At 52.8% G+C, this 17888-nt stretch carries 18 protein-coding genes and 1 tRNA gene; 8 read left to right on the top strand and 11 right to left on the bottom strand.

The window, feature by feature from the left end:
- Positions 1–921: 921 nt before the first annotated feature.
- Positions 922–1791, top strand: coding sequence for a response regulator (locus tag G6M89_RS14745; RefSeq protein ID WP_165162580.1), 870 nt, complete (start codon positions 922–924; stop codon positions 1789–1791).
- Positions 1792–1817: 26 nt separating this feature from the next.
- Here the strand turns inward: G6M89_RS14745 and G6M89_RS14740 are convergent, their stop codons facing one another.
- Positions 1818–4700, bottom strand: a complete 2883-nt coding sequence (locus tag G6M89_RS14740; RefSeq protein ID WP_165162579.1) for a PAS domain S-box protein — start codon at positions 4698–4700, stop codon at positions 1818–1820.
- Positions 4701–4911: 211 nt separating this feature from the next.
- Here G6M89_RS14740 and G6M89_RS14735 point away from each other — a divergent pair, with 211 nt between their 5' ends.
- Positions 4912–5340, top strand: a complete 429-nt coding sequence (locus tag G6M89_RS14735) for a hypothetical protein (protein WP_165162578.1) — start codon at positions 4912–4914, stop codon at positions 5338–5340.
- Positions 5341–5478: 138 nt separating this feature from the next.
- Here the strand turns inward: G6M89_RS14735 and G6M89_RS22865 are convergent, their stop codons facing one another.
- The 3 genes from G6M89_RS22865 to G6M89_RS14720 form a co-directional block, all read right to left on the bottom strand.
- Positions 5479–5745, bottom strand: a complete 267-nt coding sequence (locus tag G6M89_RS22865) for a HalOD1 output domain-containing protein (protein ID WP_165162577.1) — start codon at positions 5743–5745, stop codon at positions 5479–5481.
- Between the two features lie 261 nt (positions 5746–6006).
- The gene (locus G6M89_RS14725) at positions 6007–6504 is read right to left on the bottom strand and encodes an ArsR family transcriptional regulator (RefSeq protein WP_165162576.1); all 498 of its coding nucleotides are present in this window, start codon (positions 6502–6504) and stop codon (positions 6007–6009) included.
- A gap of 162 nt (positions 6505–6666) precedes the next feature.
- Positions 6667–7455, bottom strand: a complete 789-nt coding sequence (locus G6M89_RS14720; RefSeq protein ID WP_165162575.1) for a hypothetical protein — start codon at positions 7453–7455, stop codon at positions 6667–6669.
- 70 nt (positions 7456–7525) lie between these two features.
- Between G6M89_RS14720 and G6M89_RS14715 the strand changes: the two genes are divergently transcribed.
- Entirely contained in the window at positions 7526–8188 is a 663-nt protein-coding gene (locus G6M89_RS14715; RefSeq protein ID WP_165162574.1) for a hypothetical protein, read from the top strand.
- Positions 8185–9138, top strand: coding sequence for a hypothetical protein (locus G6M89_RS14710; RefSeq protein ID WP_165162573.1), 954 nt, complete (start codon positions 8185–8187; stop codon positions 9136–9138). The genes G6M89_RS14715 and G6M89_RS14710 overlap by 4 nt, the downstream gene beginning before the upstream one ends.
- Before the next feature lie 438 nt (positions 9139–9576).
- On the opposite strand, the gene G6M89_RS14705 is transcribed toward G6M89_RS14710, so the two are convergent.
- Positions 9577–9650: transfer RNA gene (locus tag G6M89_RS14705), tRNA-Val, on the bottom strand.
- Positions 9651–9710: 60 nt separating this feature from the next.
- Here G6M89_RS14705 and G6M89_RS14700 point away from each other — a divergent pair.
- Together G6M89_RS14700 and G6M89_RS14695 are read left to right on the top strand one after the other, a co-directional pair.
- Complete coding sequence (locus G6M89_RS14700; RefSeq protein ID WP_165162572.1) at positions 9711–10202, top strand: DUF192 domain-containing protein; 492 nt, start codon at positions 9711–9713, stop codon at positions 10200–10202.
- Between the two features lie 65 nt (positions 10203–10267).
- Positions 10268–12226, top strand: coding sequence for an ABC transporter ATP-binding protein (locus G6M89_RS14695; RefSeq protein WP_165162571.1), 1959 nt, complete (start codon positions 10268–10270; stop codon positions 12224–12226).
- 15 nt (positions 12227–12241) lie between these two features.
- Here the strand turns inward: G6M89_RS14695 and G6M89_RS14690 are convergent, their stop codons facing one another.
- Entirely contained in the window at positions 12242–12586 is a 345-nt protein-coding gene (locus G6M89_RS14690) for a hypothetical protein (protein ID WP_165162570.1), read from the bottom strand.
- A 119-nt stretch (positions 12587–12705) separates the two neighbouring features.
- On the opposite strand from G6M89_RS14690, the gene G6M89_RS14685 reads away from it, so the two are divergent.
- Positions 12706–13443, top strand: coding sequence for a creatininase family protein (locus G6M89_RS14685; protein ID WP_165162569.1), 738 nt, complete (start codon positions 12706–12708; stop codon positions 13441–13443).
- A 21-nt stretch (positions 13444–13464) separates the two neighbouring features.
- Here the strand turns inward: G6M89_RS14685 and G6M89_RS14680 are convergent, their stop codons facing one another.
- The 3 genes from G6M89_RS14680 to G6M89_RS14670 form a co-directional block, all read right to left on the bottom strand.
- A complete protein-coding gene (locus G6M89_RS14680; protein WP_165162568.1) occupies positions 13465–13917 on the bottom strand; it encodes a DUF5790 family protein in 453 nt (150 codons plus the stop codon).
- A gap of 206 nt (positions 13918–14123) precedes the next feature.
- Entirely contained in the window at positions 14124–14663 is a 540-nt protein-coding gene (locus tag G6M89_RS14675; protein ID WP_165162567.1) for a hypothetical protein, read from the bottom strand.
- 160 nt (positions 14664–14823) lie between these two features.
- On the bottom strand, positions 14824–15201 hold the full coding sequence (locus G6M89_RS14670) for a dihydroneopterin aldolase family protein (protein WP_165162566.1): 378 nt from the start codon (positions 15199–15201) through the stop codon (positions 14824–14826).
- A gap of 164 nt (positions 15202–15365) precedes the next feature.
- Here G6M89_RS14670 and azf point away from each other — a divergent pair, with 164 nt between their 5' ends.
- A complete protein-coding gene (gene azf, locus G6M89_RS14665) occupies positions 15366–16112 on the top strand; it encodes an NAD-dependent glucose-6-phosphate dehydrogenase Azf (protein ID WP_165162565.1) in 747 nt (248 codons plus the stop codon).
- A gap of 154 nt (positions 16113–16266) precedes the next feature.
- Here the strand turns inward: azf and G6M89_RS14660 are convergent, their stop codons facing one another.
- Together G6M89_RS14660 and G6M89_RS14655 are read right to left on the bottom strand one after the other, a co-directional pair.
- Positions 16267–16746: a hypothetical protein gene (locus tag G6M89_RS14660; RefSeq protein ID WP_165162564.1), complete on the bottom strand. Its 480-nt coding sequence runs from the start codon at positions 16744–16746 to the stop codon at positions 16267–16269.
- A 250-nt stretch (positions 16747–16996) separates the two neighbouring features.
- Positions 16997–17611, bottom strand: a complete 615-nt coding sequence (locus G6M89_RS14655) for a DUF309 domain-containing protein (RefSeq protein ID WP_165162733.1) — start codon at positions 17609–17611, stop codon at positions 16997–16999.
- Between the last annotated feature and the right edge of the window lie 277 nt (positions 17612–17888).

Raw genomic sequence — 17888 nt, 5'->3', positions numbered from 1 at the left:
AGTTACTTTCCGTGGCGCGTACAGCAGTCGGGCACAGCATCGGTTCATTATAGGAACCGACCGTTCACCTGACTGGTTCCGATTACTGTCTCATTGCTTGGGGCGGACAGGCCGCCATCGTAGGACTGGCCGGAATCGCTCCGTTCCCAACCTGATTCCTACCTATACGTAGGATTGCCTGTCACTTTAAGATACGGATTGTCAAATCTCAGTGTGGCTATCGCAGCGTAGATTGACTCCGAGTTGTCGGATTCATCCTGCGGCTGAAGCCGCAGGTATTCTCCTTGTGCTTTATAAGCAGTCATCGAAGCCGTTTCTGATCGCATCGGTCACGGGCGTTGACTCTCCTAGCAGGATCACCTTGCAATCAGTGGTTCCACACGCTATGCCCCACACGATGTCGTTTGGTAGAGTGTTGAAGAAATCTGAATTGATTAGCAGTACGTCAACATGTTTTGCTGTTTCAGAAAATATTGTTCCAGGCGTGTCTGTCGCGGTTACGGCATAATTGCGAGGTAGTTGACCTGCGAGTTTCTTTGCTTGAACAAGATCCTGGTGTGCAATCAGTACTCGTGTTCTTCCCTCTGGTTCTGGGTTCGGTTGCGCCATTGTTCCTGATGGGGCCTTGATGGTGGGTTGCTCGTGGTGGATTGAATCGCGTAGTGCTCTGTCCTGTTGAGTTTGTGACTGGCTTTGGAATGCGATTTTGATTCGTGTTCGAGGCAGGCGGGTTCGCTATGTCTCGGTTTGAACCCCAATCATAAGTGAACGATCTAACACTAAGTGAAGTTGTAACGTACGCTATGGTAAGCCCTCCCCCGTTTAACATATCTGAACAAATGGCCAGGTGACACTCAAGAAAGCCCTGACTTTCACCCAGAAAAGCTCACCTACTTAGTAATGACAATACTATAAACCCACATGACTCAGGCTCACCACGAAACGGAAGACAACCTGACAGCCCAGGTCGAGCAAGTCAAGCAATCAACGAAGATACTCTCCTACAAATGGCACCCGATTATTATCTATGTAGTTGACGAGTTGGACGGCGCAGGATACTCCGAGATCGAAGCCGTCCTTGATGGGATTTCCTCAAAAATGCTGTCTGATGGACTCAGTGACCTATGCGAAATGGGCGTGCTCAAAACGACTGAGAAGGTAGAGGGCAGTGGTATCACAATCTATGAGTTAACGGAAAAAGGACGAGGACTCTTACCAGCCTTGCATATGCTTAATGGGTGGCATGAACGTCACGAACAGACTCAGGTCTCGATAATGATCGTCGAGGACGAACGCATGGTAGCCGACATATTATCTGAGTATTTGTCCGACTCGTACGCCGTCGAGTTCGTAAGAACAGGCGAAGAAGCGATCGCAAAATACGACCAAACAATCGACGTTGTTATCCTCGATCGGCATTTAACAGGCATCTCAGGTGACGAAGTTGCGTCTGAGATTAAAAAACTCGATGAAGACGCCCTTATCCTGGCAGTCTCAAGTTTGGAACCTGATAACGACATTTGCGAATTAGAGGTGGATGACTACGCGCAAAAACCAGTTTCTGAGTCAGAAATCAAAAGCCGATTGGAGCTGCTTCTTAACCGTTCTGAGTTGTCTTCTGAGTCCCGTGAATTCTTATCGATTCGCTCGAAGCAAGCTGCACTCGTCAATGCGTATGGTGAAGTTGCAAAGGAAATGGAGGGGTATCAGTGCTGTTTGGACGGACTGAAGCGACTCGGTCTCTCAAAGTCTGAGCAACAATCTCTAGATCCACTTGTCCCAAAGGCGTGACAACATTTGGAAAATTGTATAGTACCTCAGTCAGCTTTCGGAAGTTGGACGACAAACACAGTCCCGTCAACTTCTGTATTCTCGATCCAAATACCACCCTGATAACGCTCTACCAGAGTATCGACAAGGAACAAACCGAGACCGGTACCGTCGCTATCAACGCCCTTGACACCCTTCTCGAACACGCTTTCAAGTTTCTCGTCAGTGATCCCTGGTCCGTTATCCGCAACGCGAATCGAGACCTTGCTTTCTGTTTCACTTGTAGAGACCGTTATTCTTGGTGTTTCTGCATCATTATGTGTGACTGCATTATCGAGTAAGTTTGTGAAGATCGAGGGAAGCATTTGATCACCCAGGACCTTCGCACTGGTAAGCGGTCGTTCAATAGTTATCTCGGCTTCCTCATGGGTTTGTTCGGCAGCCGCGACTTCGTCCTCAAGAATATCTCGAATTTGAATGGGGAATAGATCGTTCTCATCTTGCAGCGTTATTTTGGTGACTTTCGCAGCCATCTCTGTCGTTTCGATCGCATCCTGTACGCTGGCTTGCATCAATTCAAGATACGATTCATGAGCGTCATCTACACGATCGGCTAAGATATCTGTATATCCTGAGATTGGAACTAATTTGTTCCGAATGTCGTGTCTAACTACTTCGTTAAGAACCTCCAGATTGTCACGTTGTACTTCAAGCTCTTTCTCGTATTCTTTTTGTCGTGTTATATCGCGTGTGTTTATCACAAAACCTCCAACGGCTGGGTTATTAAGTTGATTATTGCCTCTGGATTCGAGCCAGCGCCATGAGCCATCCGCAGCTTTGAACTTGTAGACCACCTTCGGGTTGGAGTCTGGATCCGGGATTGCTGTTTTAAATTCGTCCCATATGCGTTCCCGGTGGTCTGGATGGATGTAGTCGAAGGCGTCTTCACCTATTAGGCTGTCAGGGTCATGGCCGAGGATTTCATTGATAGATGGACTCTGGTATTGAAATGTCCCGTTCTCATCAAGTATAGAGATGATATCTGTAGACTGTTCTACGAGTGCTTCGAACCGGTCCTGTTGTTTTCTCTGCTCAGTATTGTCGATTACAACACCGATCATACGTTTGTATTCGCTGTCGGGACTTGCGAGGACACGGCCACGTGCAGTTAACCATAACTGTTCATTTGCTTCATTGTTGACTCTGAAACCTATGGTGAATTCTCCACCATCGTTAACTATTCTCTGAACCTTCCTATCAAAATTTGACTTATCTTCCGGGTGTATATACTCTAATAGTTCATCGTACTCTCCACTGAATGATCCGTCCTTGATGCCGAATAGTCGTTCTGTGCTCTCATCCCAGAGAATTTCGTCTGTTTCGAGATTCCATTCCCAGACACCTGCGTTCGCGGCATCGACAGCTAGTGACAGCCGACTTTTCGCACTTTCAAGTTCTTTTTCTCGTTCTCGTCGTTCTGTAATATCTCTTGAGTGGGCAAGATAACGGGCTTTCCCATCAATATCGATTTTGTTGATCCAGACTTCAATCGGGCAGGTTGTATCATTGGCTCGTTTGATTTTCCCTTCGGCTTGGAAGATATTGCCAGCCAACATTCTACCCCAGTTCTGCTTTAGTTGTGTCTCGGTAAACCCTACCTCGATATCTTGTATCTTCATCGAAAGCAGCTCCTGGCGAGAATACCCCGTTAGCTCAACTGCTTTTGAATTCACTTCCAGAATATTACCTTCTCGATCGTGAATGATGATACTGTCAGGTGCCTTTTCGAAAAGTAGGCGTTGTCGTTCATTGCTTTTACGCAACTGTTGTTCCTGTTGCTTCCGTTTGGAAATATCCCGAGCAGTTACTAGTATTCCTTCGATTCTGGGGTTGTCGCATTTATTTATAGCGTGGTTCTCGAACCATCGCCATTTCCCGGTCGATGTTTGAAACCGGTATTCAGAGGTGAGAGAAGTGCCTGGATTGGAAAGTAGGTGCTGATAGTCAGCCAACAGTGCGTCTTGATCATCTGGGTGTACATATTCGAGGGGAGATTCACCTCGCAAATCTTGAAGTGGGTAATCCCATGTGTTTTCAGATAGACGGTTTTGGTACGTGACTATCCCTTCATTGTTAACTATGAGACATATATCTGGAATGTTTTCGGTTATTATTTCCTTCCGTTCTAGCTCTTGTTCAAGCAGTCTTTTCTCTTGCAAGTTCTTCACGAAACATCCGTACTCGCCGTTTTGTAGCCGGGTTACTGTTACTCGGTGTGGGGCGACGGATTCAGGTAGAGGATCCCGGGTGAATTCGTTTGACCAACTTTCTCCTGGTTGAAGTTCTCGTATCTTTTCTGAGAGTGACTCGCGTGCACTCTTCTCGTAGTGTTTGAACCAATCTGTTCCCAGCAGGGCGTCTGTATCATCGTATCCGTAGGTGCTGGCGTGATCCTCATTAATGATTTTGTACTTGAGAGTCTCATCTAAAAGTGCGAACCCTTCGACTGTGTTGAAAGGGGAGAGGATCTCGTTCTGCGTGCCAGTTTCACTCTTGATCCATTTTGATAGTAACGAATACTCTTCCGGGGTTGTCGGTTTTGTGAGGTGCTTGCTGTTTGTGTGTAGTTTGGGCGGTTCCTGATTCTGATTAGGATTGCTGGCCGTAGAGGAATAGAGAAAAATAGGAATTTGACGATGTTGCTGTTGGAGTGCTTGGTCGAGTGAGTTTTGACTGGTCTCTTCTCTTATCAGAGGTGCTGAGCTGAGTATTGCATGTACGGACTGGTTTTGAAGCGTTTCAAGTGCTTGGCTGATAGACGCAGCCGAGATGACATTGATTGGCACATCTGCTTGTTCTAACTGCGCCGAGGTTTGCTCTCTGTAGCCGTTATCAGCGTCGAGGTGTAGAATCCGTATCGGCTCAGTCATTGCAGGAATCATTATGGTTCTGCTATCAAAAGTAGTTGGATTTCTGAATGTCAACTGCCTCAGGGTCAGGCCCCGAGGTATCCGCCTTGATTCTCGATGAAATGTGGCGGTACGATACTTGGTTTTCATCGTGTTGGTGTGGTCGAAGTAAGTCCCAGGTGTGCTTAGTCTCAGAAAACCTCTATTTAGAAGTCTGTTTTAACGTGAGGGTATGGAAGAGAGTGCGGGTATACCAATTCAGAATTCTGGCGAGGTGAACGATGATCTACGCAGTCAAATTGATATTGTCACCTGGTATTTTGGCGAGGAAATAGACAGGGTTGCAATGCACCATCCAGTTCGCCGTTCGGAACTCATTGAAGCTCTCGCCACAATCCAGCTCTACGGGTTGTTGTTAAGGGATGAAGACGCGTTAGAGATATCTGGTGTGGTGCACGAATCGAGTCATGAAGAGGTATTAGTTCTTAAAAAAGGGTTTTGGACGCGTATTGAGCAGCGAGGAATAATTCCTCGGTCACAGATTATCGCAGTCCGTGATATACACGAGTCGATCGTAAACACGCTACGGACGGATCAGGATACTGAGGGTGGAGACTCTTTTGTGATGGTCACGGCTGATCCTGACGCGATTCGTTTGTGATTAGGCACCGGCCAGGCACGGGGACACAGCTAATCGAGCGAAATTGAAGACGAATCGAGTACTGACGCCTTTCGATGATCCACTGATCCGATCAAATCAGCAACTACTGTTCAGCCGTGGGAGGGAGTCAACCGTGGTCTACCCAGTGTCTAGACAGATTGAGTTGTTTTCTTTCCAATTTAGAACCTGGTCTCCATCAACCAGAATGTTACCGCGCGAATCGATTGTCACATTGTTTGTTGGAACGCGAAATGAAACCGTCCAGACACTGTTGCTCCGTTTGGATAAAGAGTTGATAGCGTCAGGGTCTACATGATCATACAATGTGAAACCCAATTCCGAACTACAGACGTCATTGTATATCGCTATCGCTTCAATGATATCGGACGTCAATTCCTCACGCATCTCTACCTGTAGGTTAGAATCTTCTTCGGATATATGTTATCTGACTTATGGGGAAGCGCCAGCTAACAGCAGGGAAAGGAACGTCACCGGCGCTGAGATTTCGCGTCACGAACTTCAGCACCATCTCGAATCTTGTCCGGGCACTGCGGGCAAACACGTGGATTGTCTGTTCCAGACGGGGCAAACACTCGCACATAGCGCTCCGTCACGTGGTTCCCGCAATTTTGACATTCAGGCATGTGTATTCTCGTCTCTTTTGCATTAAGCTCGTGAGAAATGCTCTACCGCGTGCTCAACAACTGTGAGTCGATACCGAACGAGTTCCCATTTCCTCGCAACATTTCGAAGATGAATCGCTTCAGACGCTTCGTCTGTATCTTGAGCGTACTCACGAAGGTTTTCCGGGGATGGAATGCCGAATTCTGCACGCCACCCTTCTATGTCTCGCTCCATCTTTTCCCGTAGTTCTAACAAGCCTTCCTCATCGAATTCAGAGGCCAGGTCAGCGGCCGCTTCACGTGCCGTATAGTCCATATTTGGCCCATAGAGGCGTTTGTTTTCTTCCTCAATCAGTAAAACTGCGTTCGTCTCAGCTAGCTCTTCCAGATGGTCGCGTGCAACACTCTGCTCAACGTTTGCTTCGTTTGCTATGAATGAGGAAGATCGAGGCTTCGAAACGGTTCGAACGACTGCCTGAATACGTTCCTGATTGCTTGTATGCGTTATCCACGCATCGATCCCCCCAGTGGAATCAGTCATGGTTATCCTGATTTTCAAGCGGGTTTTCGTGTGTTAATTGGCGCATCTCGTTGAGTCGTGGTGCGAACTCAACGAGTTACTCTGTATCCGAGTCTGAAAGGTTTATTGGATTGTGATGATTTTTGACCAGTGCAATCGACTGTTAGTAGCACGGTATATTTGTTATTTGAATGGATCCTTATTCAGACTAGATGGATGAACGGGGACGCTTTCTAATCCGTATGTGTCAAGAACATCGCCTATTAAGGCTTCAAGCCATCCGCCTGCTACAGGCGAGACATACACTTCTTGTATCAATGCTGAAGACTCTACAGTAACTGCCTTTCCTGGCGAGGACTCTCGTGCGACCTTATCCACGAAGTTCTCATTGACTGGAGTGCCATCCGGTGGTTCGAAATTAGAGATGACTGCTCGAAACTCCGATTCAGGTTCAAAGCTTTCCCGCTTGAAAAAGAATGGGGAGATGCGGTTTACTGTGATATCTGGGCTGTTAGAGTAATCAATATACTCCACTTGGCCGCTCACGATATCGTAGTTACTGTCTAGTGCAGATAGGAACTGGGAAGCAGTAGTTTTGATGGCTACCTCCTTCCCCTTCTGCTGGTACACCTGCCACATCGAAGCAGTCTCCTCGGAAGCCTCGTGCCAACAGCTGATATAGGTCGAATACCGCAATGCATCGTAAAAAGCCCGAACGAAGTTCTCTGGGTCAGAGACACGGTCAGACACTCCTTTAGCTATCTTTCGCAGTTTGCCAGGTGGGAGGGCACCCTCGTATGAGTCAAAGAAGCCAGCAGCACGAGAAAACCAGAGTGCATCATTCTCCAATATGGATACGAACTGCGTGAAATCGATATAACGCCACAACTCTGTATCCGATGCCGGTTGAGCAGGCTCCCACTCCTCGTTGGGAAAGATATTATTCATTCCAGCGAAATCACCGGTTCTCACCGACCCTTTTGAATTGAATATCCATAAAATATAACGTATTCGACCTCCACCTTCGAGAAGAGGTCTTACCGTGAGTAAAGACGGTCAAAACCCACAGCACAAACAGACGGTTTTTTCAAGATTCACCCGTCTTGAGTCCGAACTCGACTGTCTGCTTCTGGCTGTGAAGAATATGCTTGCGGATTATCGTGAGTTCCATCCAGACTTCCCGATTAATCCCGGAGAAGATGCGGACGAAGACCCCGAGGAAGTTGCTCGCAAAGAACTAAAAACACTCTGCGGTCACCGATCGCGCTTTGGCGGGAACTTCTCTCAGCTGGAAGCCAGGCTGAATGGGAAACTGGAGGAAACGTCGTTCGATGCCTACACAGCGACCCAAATTGATCTGGAGGACCTCAATGAGATTTTGAATACAGAGACTGCCTCCTTGCCACTGGTCGAACTCGACCCCGAGTATTTTGAGAAAATCGATGAGTACGATGTGCAGGCTGGGCAGTTCGGAGCCAGCGAGATACCAATCCTGATCCCAATTCAGGTCGAAGACGACATTGTCATTTACTGGGATCCGTTAGCCGATTACTACGACAACGAGAACGAGGATCCAGTCGAGATGACTCTCAGCGAAACCACGTTTCTCCGTCTATGGAGTAGGGCAGAACGCGCCCGCTGGACCCTCTGGATCGACGGACAGGAACAGAAGAAGATGGCTGAGTTCATGGAGACAGACCAATGAGCATTCAACAAACCCGAATCAGTGATGAAGCTCTGACGTTCCCAGCAGGTACGGGAGAAGAGAGCGTGAAGAACAGAATCGAAGGCCACCTTCGATACCACTATAGTAGGAGACTCTTCGTCCAAGGTGTCGAAAAGTCTGATGAGGGCTACTATGTGAAAGTCGGGATAGCGTATCCACGCGACGTTTCAGACTGTCGGAAACAGGATAACGTCCTGAAAATGGTGAACATTGGAGACGTGAAAACCTTGTACGCTTCTCCGATGGAGGACGGCTACTACCGGATGAAGCTTCCGGACCGGAGTGACCTGTACGACGCCTTCAAAGAGCGTCACAAGGATATCTTGACACGGTTGGACTGGTCGATGGCCCGGGCCATCTACAGCAAGGTCTACAAACTGACGCCAGTTAGAAACCAGCTGAACTCGGTCATCGAAATTGTAGACTTCATTCGCCACGAAGCGCCGGACTCCGTTAGGAGACTGGAAAACGCCCAGACCACATCCAATACGAGAGACTACCTGGATGTCTTTGAGGAATTAGGTTACGTCCGAATTGAGGAGGGAAAGATGTACCAAGGCCCAAAAATGGAATCCGCAGATATCCAGGGTCTTCAGGAAGAGGACATCATCGGAGACATCATCGACGAGGGATACTACCTGCTCCGTCAGAAGTTGGGCCTAGCGATGCTGAACCACTTCCCCAAGTTCGCAAACGCATACTACCTCAGCGCCCTCCGCCGCAACGATCCAGAACTTCACCTGAGTGTCGAAGACATTGCCGAGAATCTGCAAGCCGAATACCAAGACGACACCACAGACACCTGGAAGCTCGGACGGAAACTCGAATCATTGCACGATGCTGGCGTCCTGACGTTCCAAGATAAAGAAGTTAGCAGTCGAGACGAAGTCTACAACAGTGTGGAGCCAACCATTCCCTCAATCGGGTAATATATCCAGACCTCAGCATTCATTGGGTTCCTCATCAGCCAAGTCACTGCACATGCGCAATATGTCACAAGCACGAATAATACACTACTAGTAGCTGATCAAATCTCCAGCCGCCAGCACGCACATGCAGTTACCGAATCACCCGTTTCAGTGTTAGGTTCGAGGTTGAGTGACGGAATCGTGGTACCATCGACTGTGATGGTTTGCTATTTCATCAACACGTTTTGCAGGCGCGGTAGCCAAAGCTCAACCAGCGATTGACTAATGCGTCCGCGTGTTTCGGACATTAGAGAAGGCGAGAAGAGAGCAACCCTCGTATACCGTATGAATGGGCTCCACGCAAAACCTGGACGACGAACACCTGCCGAATCAGTGAAACAAGCGCTTCAGGCGCTCTATCCGCTGAATCCGTTGGCTCACATTCGTGCAGAATATGGATGGGCTCGGGCGGGTTCGAACCACCGACCTCGGCCTTGTAAAGGCCGCGTCATAACCAGCTAGACCACGAGCCCGTATTCGAACCAAATTCCTGCGTCCGAATAACCTTTACTTTCTCACTGCGCAGATCGGATATGGTCCTCGAGCGCGTCTGGAAGGCACTTCTCGTCGCTGTGGCGGTCGGTTTCATCGCATTCGCCCTGCTGCAGACTGGTCTCATCTCACCACCCTGGAGTGCCGACTCCGGTGAAGTCCGCGTCCTCGATACTGATGGCGAATCCAAAGCTGTTGTTGACGTGGAAGTCGCCGACACGTACAGCGAGCGCCACACTGGGTTGAGCGACCACGACTCACTCGAGGATGGCGAGGGAATGCTGTTCGTCCACGCGAGCGAGAACGAGCGAACGTACGTCATGCGCGAGATGGACTTCGACATTGACATCATCTTCATCGACAGCGACCACGAGATCACGTCCATCGAGCACGCCCGCGCACCTGAACCCGACGAAGACGGAGAGGATCTCGAGCACACGGGCGACGGACAGTACGTCCTCGAGGTGCCCCGTGGCTATGCAAACGAGACGGGTATGTCAGTTGGGGATGAGGTCGAACTCGAGTACGACTAGCGACGAACCGGCGTATTTCGATTCGTAGCAAACCCTTATTGTCAATCGTCACGGATTCGCTCGTAATGAGCGGGAGTGATATTGATTGGGAAGATGATGATCCGTTCGAGGAGCAGCGCGAGCAGGCTGAGAGCCCGATGCGCCGGCTGATCTTCGAGTATGGTCGTCCCTATTGGTTCCCGATGGTTGTTGGATTGTTCTCGAGTATTTTCGCGCGAGCACTTGATCTCCTTCCCGCACTCTTGCTCGCGGTCGCAATCGACTCGGTCTTCGGCCCACAGGAGTTTCACGAGCAGGTGCCACTGACCGTTCTCCCGGAGGCGTGGCTTCCGACTGAGTCGCTAGACCAGTTTATCTTCGTCGTCGTCGTTGTCGCCAGTTCATTCGTCCTCGGCGCGGTCTTTCACTGGCTTCGCAACTGGGGATTCAACTCCTTCTCACAGGACGTCCAACACGATGTCCGAACCGCAACCTACGACAAGATGCAGCGCCTCGATATGGAGTTCTTCTCGAACAAACAGACCGGCGAGATGATGTCTGTCCTCTCGAACGACGTCAACCAACTCGAGCGATTTCTCAACGAGGGGATGAACTCCGCGACGCGCCTGATCGTGATGGTCGTTGGCATCACCTTCCTGCTGTTCTGGCTCAACCCACAACTCGCGCTGGTTTCGCTTGCGCCCGTGCCCCTAATTGCAATCTTCACTTACCTTTTCGTCCAGAAAATCCAGCCGAAATACGCCGCAGTCCGCTCGTCGGTCGGGAAAGTCAACTCGAGACTCGAGAACAATCTCGGCGGCATCAACGTGATCAAGTCCTCGAACACCGAGGAGTACGAGTCCGAGCGCGTCGAGGACGTCTCACAGAACTACTACGACAAGAACTGGGGCGCAATTTGGCTGCGGATCAAGTTCTTCCCCGGCCTGCAGGTCATCTCGGGGATCGGCTTCGTCCTCACCTTCCTCGTCGGCGGCTACTGGGTGCTCATGGATACCGCGCCCGGTCCGTTCACGGGAACCCTCGAGACGGGTGTCTTCGTCGCGTTCATCATGTACACCCAGCAACTGGTCTGGCCGATGGCCCAGTTCGGACAGGTCATCAACATGTACCAGCGCGCAGAGGCCTCGAGCGAGCGGATTTTCGGCCTGATGGACGAGGAAGGACGAATCGAACGCGAAGTCGATGCCGACTCACTCGAGGTTCGCGACGGAAGCGTCGAGTACGACCACGTGGAGTTCGGCTACGACGACAGCGAGCGCATCATCGACGACGTGTCGTTCGATGTCGATGGCGGGGAGACGGTCGCACTCGTCGGCCCGACGGGCGCAGGCAAGTCGACCGTCCTGAAACTCCTGCTTCGACTCTACGATGTCGATGACGGGGCGATCAGCGTCGACGGGCAGGACCTGCGTGACGTGTCCTTACCGAGTTTGCGCCGGTCGATGGGCTACGTCGGACAGGACTCGTTCCTGTTCTACGGCACCGTCGAGGAGAACATCACCTACGGCACGTTCAATGCCGACCGCGAGGAGATCATTGCGGCCGCGAAGGCGGCTGAGGCCCACGACTTCATCCAGAATCTTCCCGACGGCTACGATACGATGGTCGGTGAACGCGGTGTCAAACTCTCCGGTGGCCAGCGCCAGCGCATCGCCATCGCCCGTGCCGTGCTCAAAGATCCGGATATCCTGATTCTGGACGAGGCAACGAGCGACGTTGACACCGAGACTGAGATGCTCATCCAGCGCTCCATCGACGATCTCACCGAAAATCGAACCACGTTCGCCATCGCCCACCGACTCTCGACGATCAAAGACGCAGACATGATTCTCGTCCTCGAGGACGGCCAGATCGTCGAACGCGGCTCCCACGACCAACTCCTCGCAAACGACGGCCTCTACTCACATCTCTGGGGCGTCCAGGCCGGCGAAATCGACGAACTACCACAGGAGTTCATCGAGCGCGCCCAGCGCCGTCAGGCCCGAACGGAAGTCGACCTCGATATCGACGCGGACGACGACTGACCGGGTCGTGACGGTCTAAAAGGACTCCTGTTCTCGCTGTCCTTCTTGTTCCGGTGCGCCCTCATCCTGGCGGTCTTCACCCGCCGCGGGCGGCGTTCGGTCGCTGTAGTTTTTCCGCCCGATTGCGGAATCGCCGACCATATTCATGATTGCCTGTTCGACCTCGCCGTAGTCTTCGTACTCATCTTCGTTCAGCGGCTCGAGCAGTTCCCTAAGCGTCGACGTCTCTTCGCCGGCTCCGATCTCGTTGTCTCCGTACTCTTCGAGCAGCTCGTCCTGACTGATCGGGTACTCCTGGCTCTCGAGTTCGTCGCCGAGGTCGCCGAGTTCGACGCCGAGTTCGCGATTGTCGTCGCTCATAGTGAACCGTACTCGCACGAGCCCCAAACCGGTTGACCCTGCGTTCGCATACGTCCCACTGTCCCCCATATTCTCGAGCCACCGACGGGTTCATGTCCGTTCGCTTGGTGGTCCCGTGCATGCACCTCTCTGCTGCGACGTGGACCGACGTTCGCGACTGCGAGACGGACCTGGCTGTCGTCCCAGTCGGGAGCACGGAACAACACGGCCCCCACGCGCCGCTCGGAACCGACGTGCTTACTGCCGAGGCAATCGCCGACGCCGGCTGTGAGCGCCTCGAGCGCGAGGTGGTCCGCGCACCCGCGATACCAATCGGTATCGCCGAGGAACACCGCCAGTTTCCGGGGACGATGTGGGTGTCTGCAGACACGTTCAGAGACTACGTCCGCGAAGCCGTCGCAAGCCTCGCCACGCACGGCTTCGACCGCGTCGTGCTGGTCAACGGCCACGGCGGCAACGTCGACGCACTCCGAGAGGTCGGTGCGCGACTCACTCGCGACGGCGACGCCTACGCCGTCCCGTTCACCTGGTTCGACGCCGTTGGTGACCACTCGAGCGAGATGGGCCACGGCGGGCCACTCGAGACCTCACTCCTGCAGGCGCTCGAGCCCGACCTCGTCCGCGAGGAGCAACTCGAGGCGGCACGCGAGGGCGCTGCTGCTGGCTGGGGAGAGTGGGTGAGCCACGCGAATCTGGCCTACGATTCGGCCGAATTTGCAGAAAACGGCGTCGTCGGCGACCCGACGGCCGGCGACGCAGCACGCGGGGAGGAACTGGTCGAGTTGGCTGGTGACGCACTGGCGCGACTGCTCGAGGCGGTTGCCGAGCGTGACCGCTCACGGCCCGACCAGCGCTAACGGACTCGAGCGCTGTGGGCGTTACTCTTCGTCTTCGTCGTCAGCGTCCGCTTCGGCCTCGCTTTCGTCTTCCTCATCGCTCGGGCCAGCATCCTCGAGCGTGCCACGAAGCGCCGGAATCGTCGAGGTGAGGTCGCCGACCTGCTCGCCGGCGTCCGAAATCGAGCTGATGGCTTCCTCGAGGTCGCCGATTTCCTCCTCGAGATCGTCGGCGTCCTCGAAGGCGTCGGCGCGCTGGCCCATCGTGAACCACTTCTTTGCGTCGCGCAGGTGGTCTTCTGCATCGCCCGCGTCGAGAGCGGTTTTGAGGCCGTTGAGCACGCCCAGCACGTTGTCGGCGTCGGTTTCCCAGACGTCGTCGGCAGCGGGAAGGGCGTCCCAGCCGTCTGCGAGCGAGGATTCGACGTCCTCGCGCATCTCGTTGGCTGCTTCCCCGAACAGTTCCTCGTCGTCGCCGAAGGTCGCTTGGCTCATGTCATCTCCTTTGCGGGGGCCGCGGTTAAAAGGTTGCCCGAAAGTGAAAGTGAAAACGCGTCCGTCAGCGCCAATATCGCGAACATAGCGAGTGAATTTCGAAAGCCTTCTTGAAGGAGTCCAGACTCGTGGTTCGGTTCCTCACGGGTTTCGCTGTTGTCCACTTCGCATCCAGATGTATCTGGGAGAGACCTTGCCAAATCAAGTTAGTCCGAACAGGTGCGTAGATCCGCTTCAATCTCAGACACCAAATTGACCTGAACTGTCGCAGATTCCGGTGGGTTGGCTCTATTTCGTTGCCAGAGGTCGATAGTAACAAGCTCTTCGTAGGGGTCGTCTAACTCGTCAGGCCATTCAGCTAGTGGAAGAGAAAATACGACCGTCTCATCTTTAATTTCCGGACGGGGACACCATCCCTTGGTTGTACCTGTAGAGTGTAGCTCGAGTTTTGAGGCGAAGATACTAACAAAGAATTCAGAGGGATCGAAGTCTGTAAACCCTTCATCTAGCGTCCCAGGGAGTGCATCTTCATTGAGTGCTTCCTGAAGTGAATCGGGTGTCAGGAATAACTCTGTACGGAACAGATCTCCATGCCAACCCGTTTCCTCATCGACAAAAATCGGTTCTTGAGTGGCACTACCAGATCGACTGGTTGTTGACGGTGATCCAGAAAACCGATCCACGCATCCTGCTGTGAGAGTCATAACGGTTGCACCGGATGTAAGGAGGGTCCGTCTAGTAGTCATCTAAATTAGAGTGAACGTCTCATACGTATATGTTTTCCAGTTAAGCATTTGCTATCTTTAGATGGAACGAGCGAACGGTAGTGAGCGAAGTTCAAGTGCTCCCGCTTGCATGGTTCGCGGAATCTCCGATCCCGCGTAATTCGCCTGTCGCGGTTCTCACTCACTCCGTTCGTTCCGAACCGCGCTCTTCGCGAACCGAGACGACCTGCATCAGCGGGTAGCCATCTTCCATCGCCATCTCCGTTACGACCTCGCAGTCTTCGTACTCGACGATGATTTCGACCTCGAGAAAGCGCCCAGTCAGTTCGGTGTACGTCGCACTCGAGTCGGCGAGTTCGGCCTCGAGGACGTCGAGTTGAACCGCGACGCTGACGTCGGTGCAGTGGGGCTGATTTTCGATTGCCTCTTCCATTGCGGTCTCGATGCTGTCGGCGCTCGCGGGCGAGAGTGGCGTGCCAGCGAACTGGTGATACAGCGTGCCGAATTTGATGCCGGCTTCGAAGCAGGCGGCTTCGGCGTCGGTCGGCGCAGTGTCCATATGCGAGTGCTCGAGGGCGTGCGGGAAGGTGGTTCCGGTCCTCCGGTCGTCTGTGGCACGTGGACGCCGTCTTTGCCTGCTCGAGTGAGTCGACTGTGACACCGACGACCGCACTGGTCTGGAACCGCATGGTTCTTATCGGCGCTTTCCCTCACACCGAACGAATGGCACAGTCCGTCCTGTTGACTGGGGCTGCGGGGCGCGTCGGGGATGCGATCCTTGGCGACCTCGCTGCGGAGTACGAGTGGCGGTTGATGGATCGGGATCCGCCGACGGAAGACTATCCGGGCGAGTTCGTCGTCGCCGATATTACTGACGACGATGCCGTCCGCGAGGCGATGGAGGGGATCGACGCCGTCATCCATCTCGCTGGGGACCCCCGTAAGACCGCGCCGTGGGACAGCGTCCTGACGAACAACATCGATGGCACGCAGACGATTTTCGAAGCGGCCGTTGATGCCGGTGTTGAGAAGGTTGCTTTTGCCTCCTCAAATCACGCCGTCGGTCACTACGAAACTGACGAACGGACGCCCGAGATGTACCGCGAGGACGACGACTACCTGCTCGATGGGACGGAACTGCCCCGGCCGGGCAATCTCTACGGCGTCTCGAAGGCTGCCGGTGAATCGCTCGGGCGCTACTATCACGACGAGTACGGTATCGACGTCGTCAACGTTCGAATCGGCAATCTCACGAAGGACCATCCGCCAATCGACTACGAACGCGGGCAGGCAATGTGGCTCTCCTATCGTGACTGCGCGCACCTGTTCGATCGCTGTGTGAAAGCCGACTACGGCTACGAAATCGTCTACGGCATCTCCGACAACGACCGGAAGTACTACTCACTCGAGCGCGCGAAAGCCGTCCTCGGCTACGAGCCACAGGATAATTCGGCGCACCACGACGATTAAGCGCTATTAGTTTCTGCATCACTTAGGCTGCGAACACAATTGATTTTTGTAGAGAACTGATTGGATATCACAGACCGTTTATTGAATCTGCCACTATTGGGGGTTTAGTGGGCACCAATAGTGAAAATCCCAATAACTCACTCTAACAGCTGAACTATTTAAAGAAGTCAGATCTCCAGAGGCCGACACCAACTGATATGAGAATTAGGATGCTTGCTATAATTGTAAAAGTTCGTTCAGCCCCTTCAACAGACTGAACGGCAGCAATAGCTTGTATCATCGTCACTCCCACTAAGAGCACTGTGATTGCAACAAGACTTCGGTTTGTCAAGTCTTGTTGTTCGACTAGTTTACGCTCATGAGCGATATCAAACCCCTTTTCAGTCAACGAATAACTCACTCCTGTCGTCGTCTCTTTCCCAGAATCAGTTGAAATATCTATATCAAAGAAATTCATTTCCACTATTCCAATGTCTTCCATTGAATCAAGGTTGTTCTCTATCGTTTGAGGATCTAACCCTGTTTCTGAAACGACCTTATCTGACTGCGCTATTTCATTATTATGCCAAATCTCTACCTTCGAATGGCTATTATAGAGGTAAGACAGAATTTTTGCCCAATCTGGTTCGCTCATGGAAGGTGATTGAATTATAGCAACTAATTACTTTGGCAACTAAATTAGATGATGTAGACACCTATGTTTGAAAACCTAATTTTCATCCAAGGAATAGGAACTCTTCTCTTGTCAAAGAAGACATCGGCCGGCCACACTATGCGACCGCTGCCTGCTATTAACCGTTCAGTGAGGTGACTCTCATGTTTGTACCGCCAACACAGAACCTTCTTGAGACGCTCTATCACGACTCTGCATGCTATCACGACACTCAAAACAGCCCCTGCACGTCTTCTTCACGCGCCTGTCGCCGGTCGACGTGACTCGTCAATCGTTGGTAGATAATCCCTCGAGCGTCGGCTTTCCGGACGAAATCGAACGCCAGTGTGATGAATCGGCTGTCGTCGTCGCCTGCCTCGAGATCCGTCCGGGCGTACGTACACGCCTGTTCGACCGGCTCCGGATCGTACCCCCACTCGGCGGCGAGAATCGGGGCCGCAATCGTGGTCTGGTCGATATTGAGATCGGCAAGGCGGGGCTGGTCGCTCTCGAGCGCGAGTCGCACTGGTGCTCGCCGCTCGAGCACTTCGGGATCCGATGCGAACGTCGCGAGCATTGCCCGCATCGGTGGCAGGTCCACGCCTCGGTAGTCATCAGGAAGTCCCGCGAGATACGACTGGGCGCTCTCGGCCACCCCGACGGCACCCTCCCAGTTGCACTCGTGGGCGTGAAACACCGCGGCAGTGGCCTGAATCAGCCCGTGGAGCAGTTGCTCGTCGTCCGTTCCATCCTCGCACTCGAGCCAGCGTGCCTCCCAGGCGTCGTGGGCGGCGTGATAGAAGCCCTCGTTATAGATCGCCGCGCCGGCTCGGAGCTGATCGCGCAGGCACATACTGTCGGTTTCGGCCTCGAGACTCGAGAGCGTCACGGTCTATTGACTGGCGTGCTGTAGGAACGCCTCTCGAGGTGTAGTATCACGCGAAAACGCCGGATATGTACCGCCTCCGGCAGGGCGGGCAGACAACTGTCGAAACGGGTGGGACGCCAAGCATCCCGGTCGGTTACTTGCCGCCACCGACCGAGGCGGTATTCGATCCGTGGACGGAGTCCATCATTAGTATGAACGTGATTATGGTGTTTGGGCTGCCATACACTGCAGTAAG

The organism is Natronolimnobius sp. AArcel1 (assembly GCF_011043775.1).
Taxonomy (GTDB): Archaea; Halobacteriota; Halobacteria; order Halobacteriales; family Natrialbaceae; genus Natronolimnobius.
Note: the sequence above shows the minus strand (reverse complement) of the source record. Positions and strands in the feature narration are given on the sequence as shown.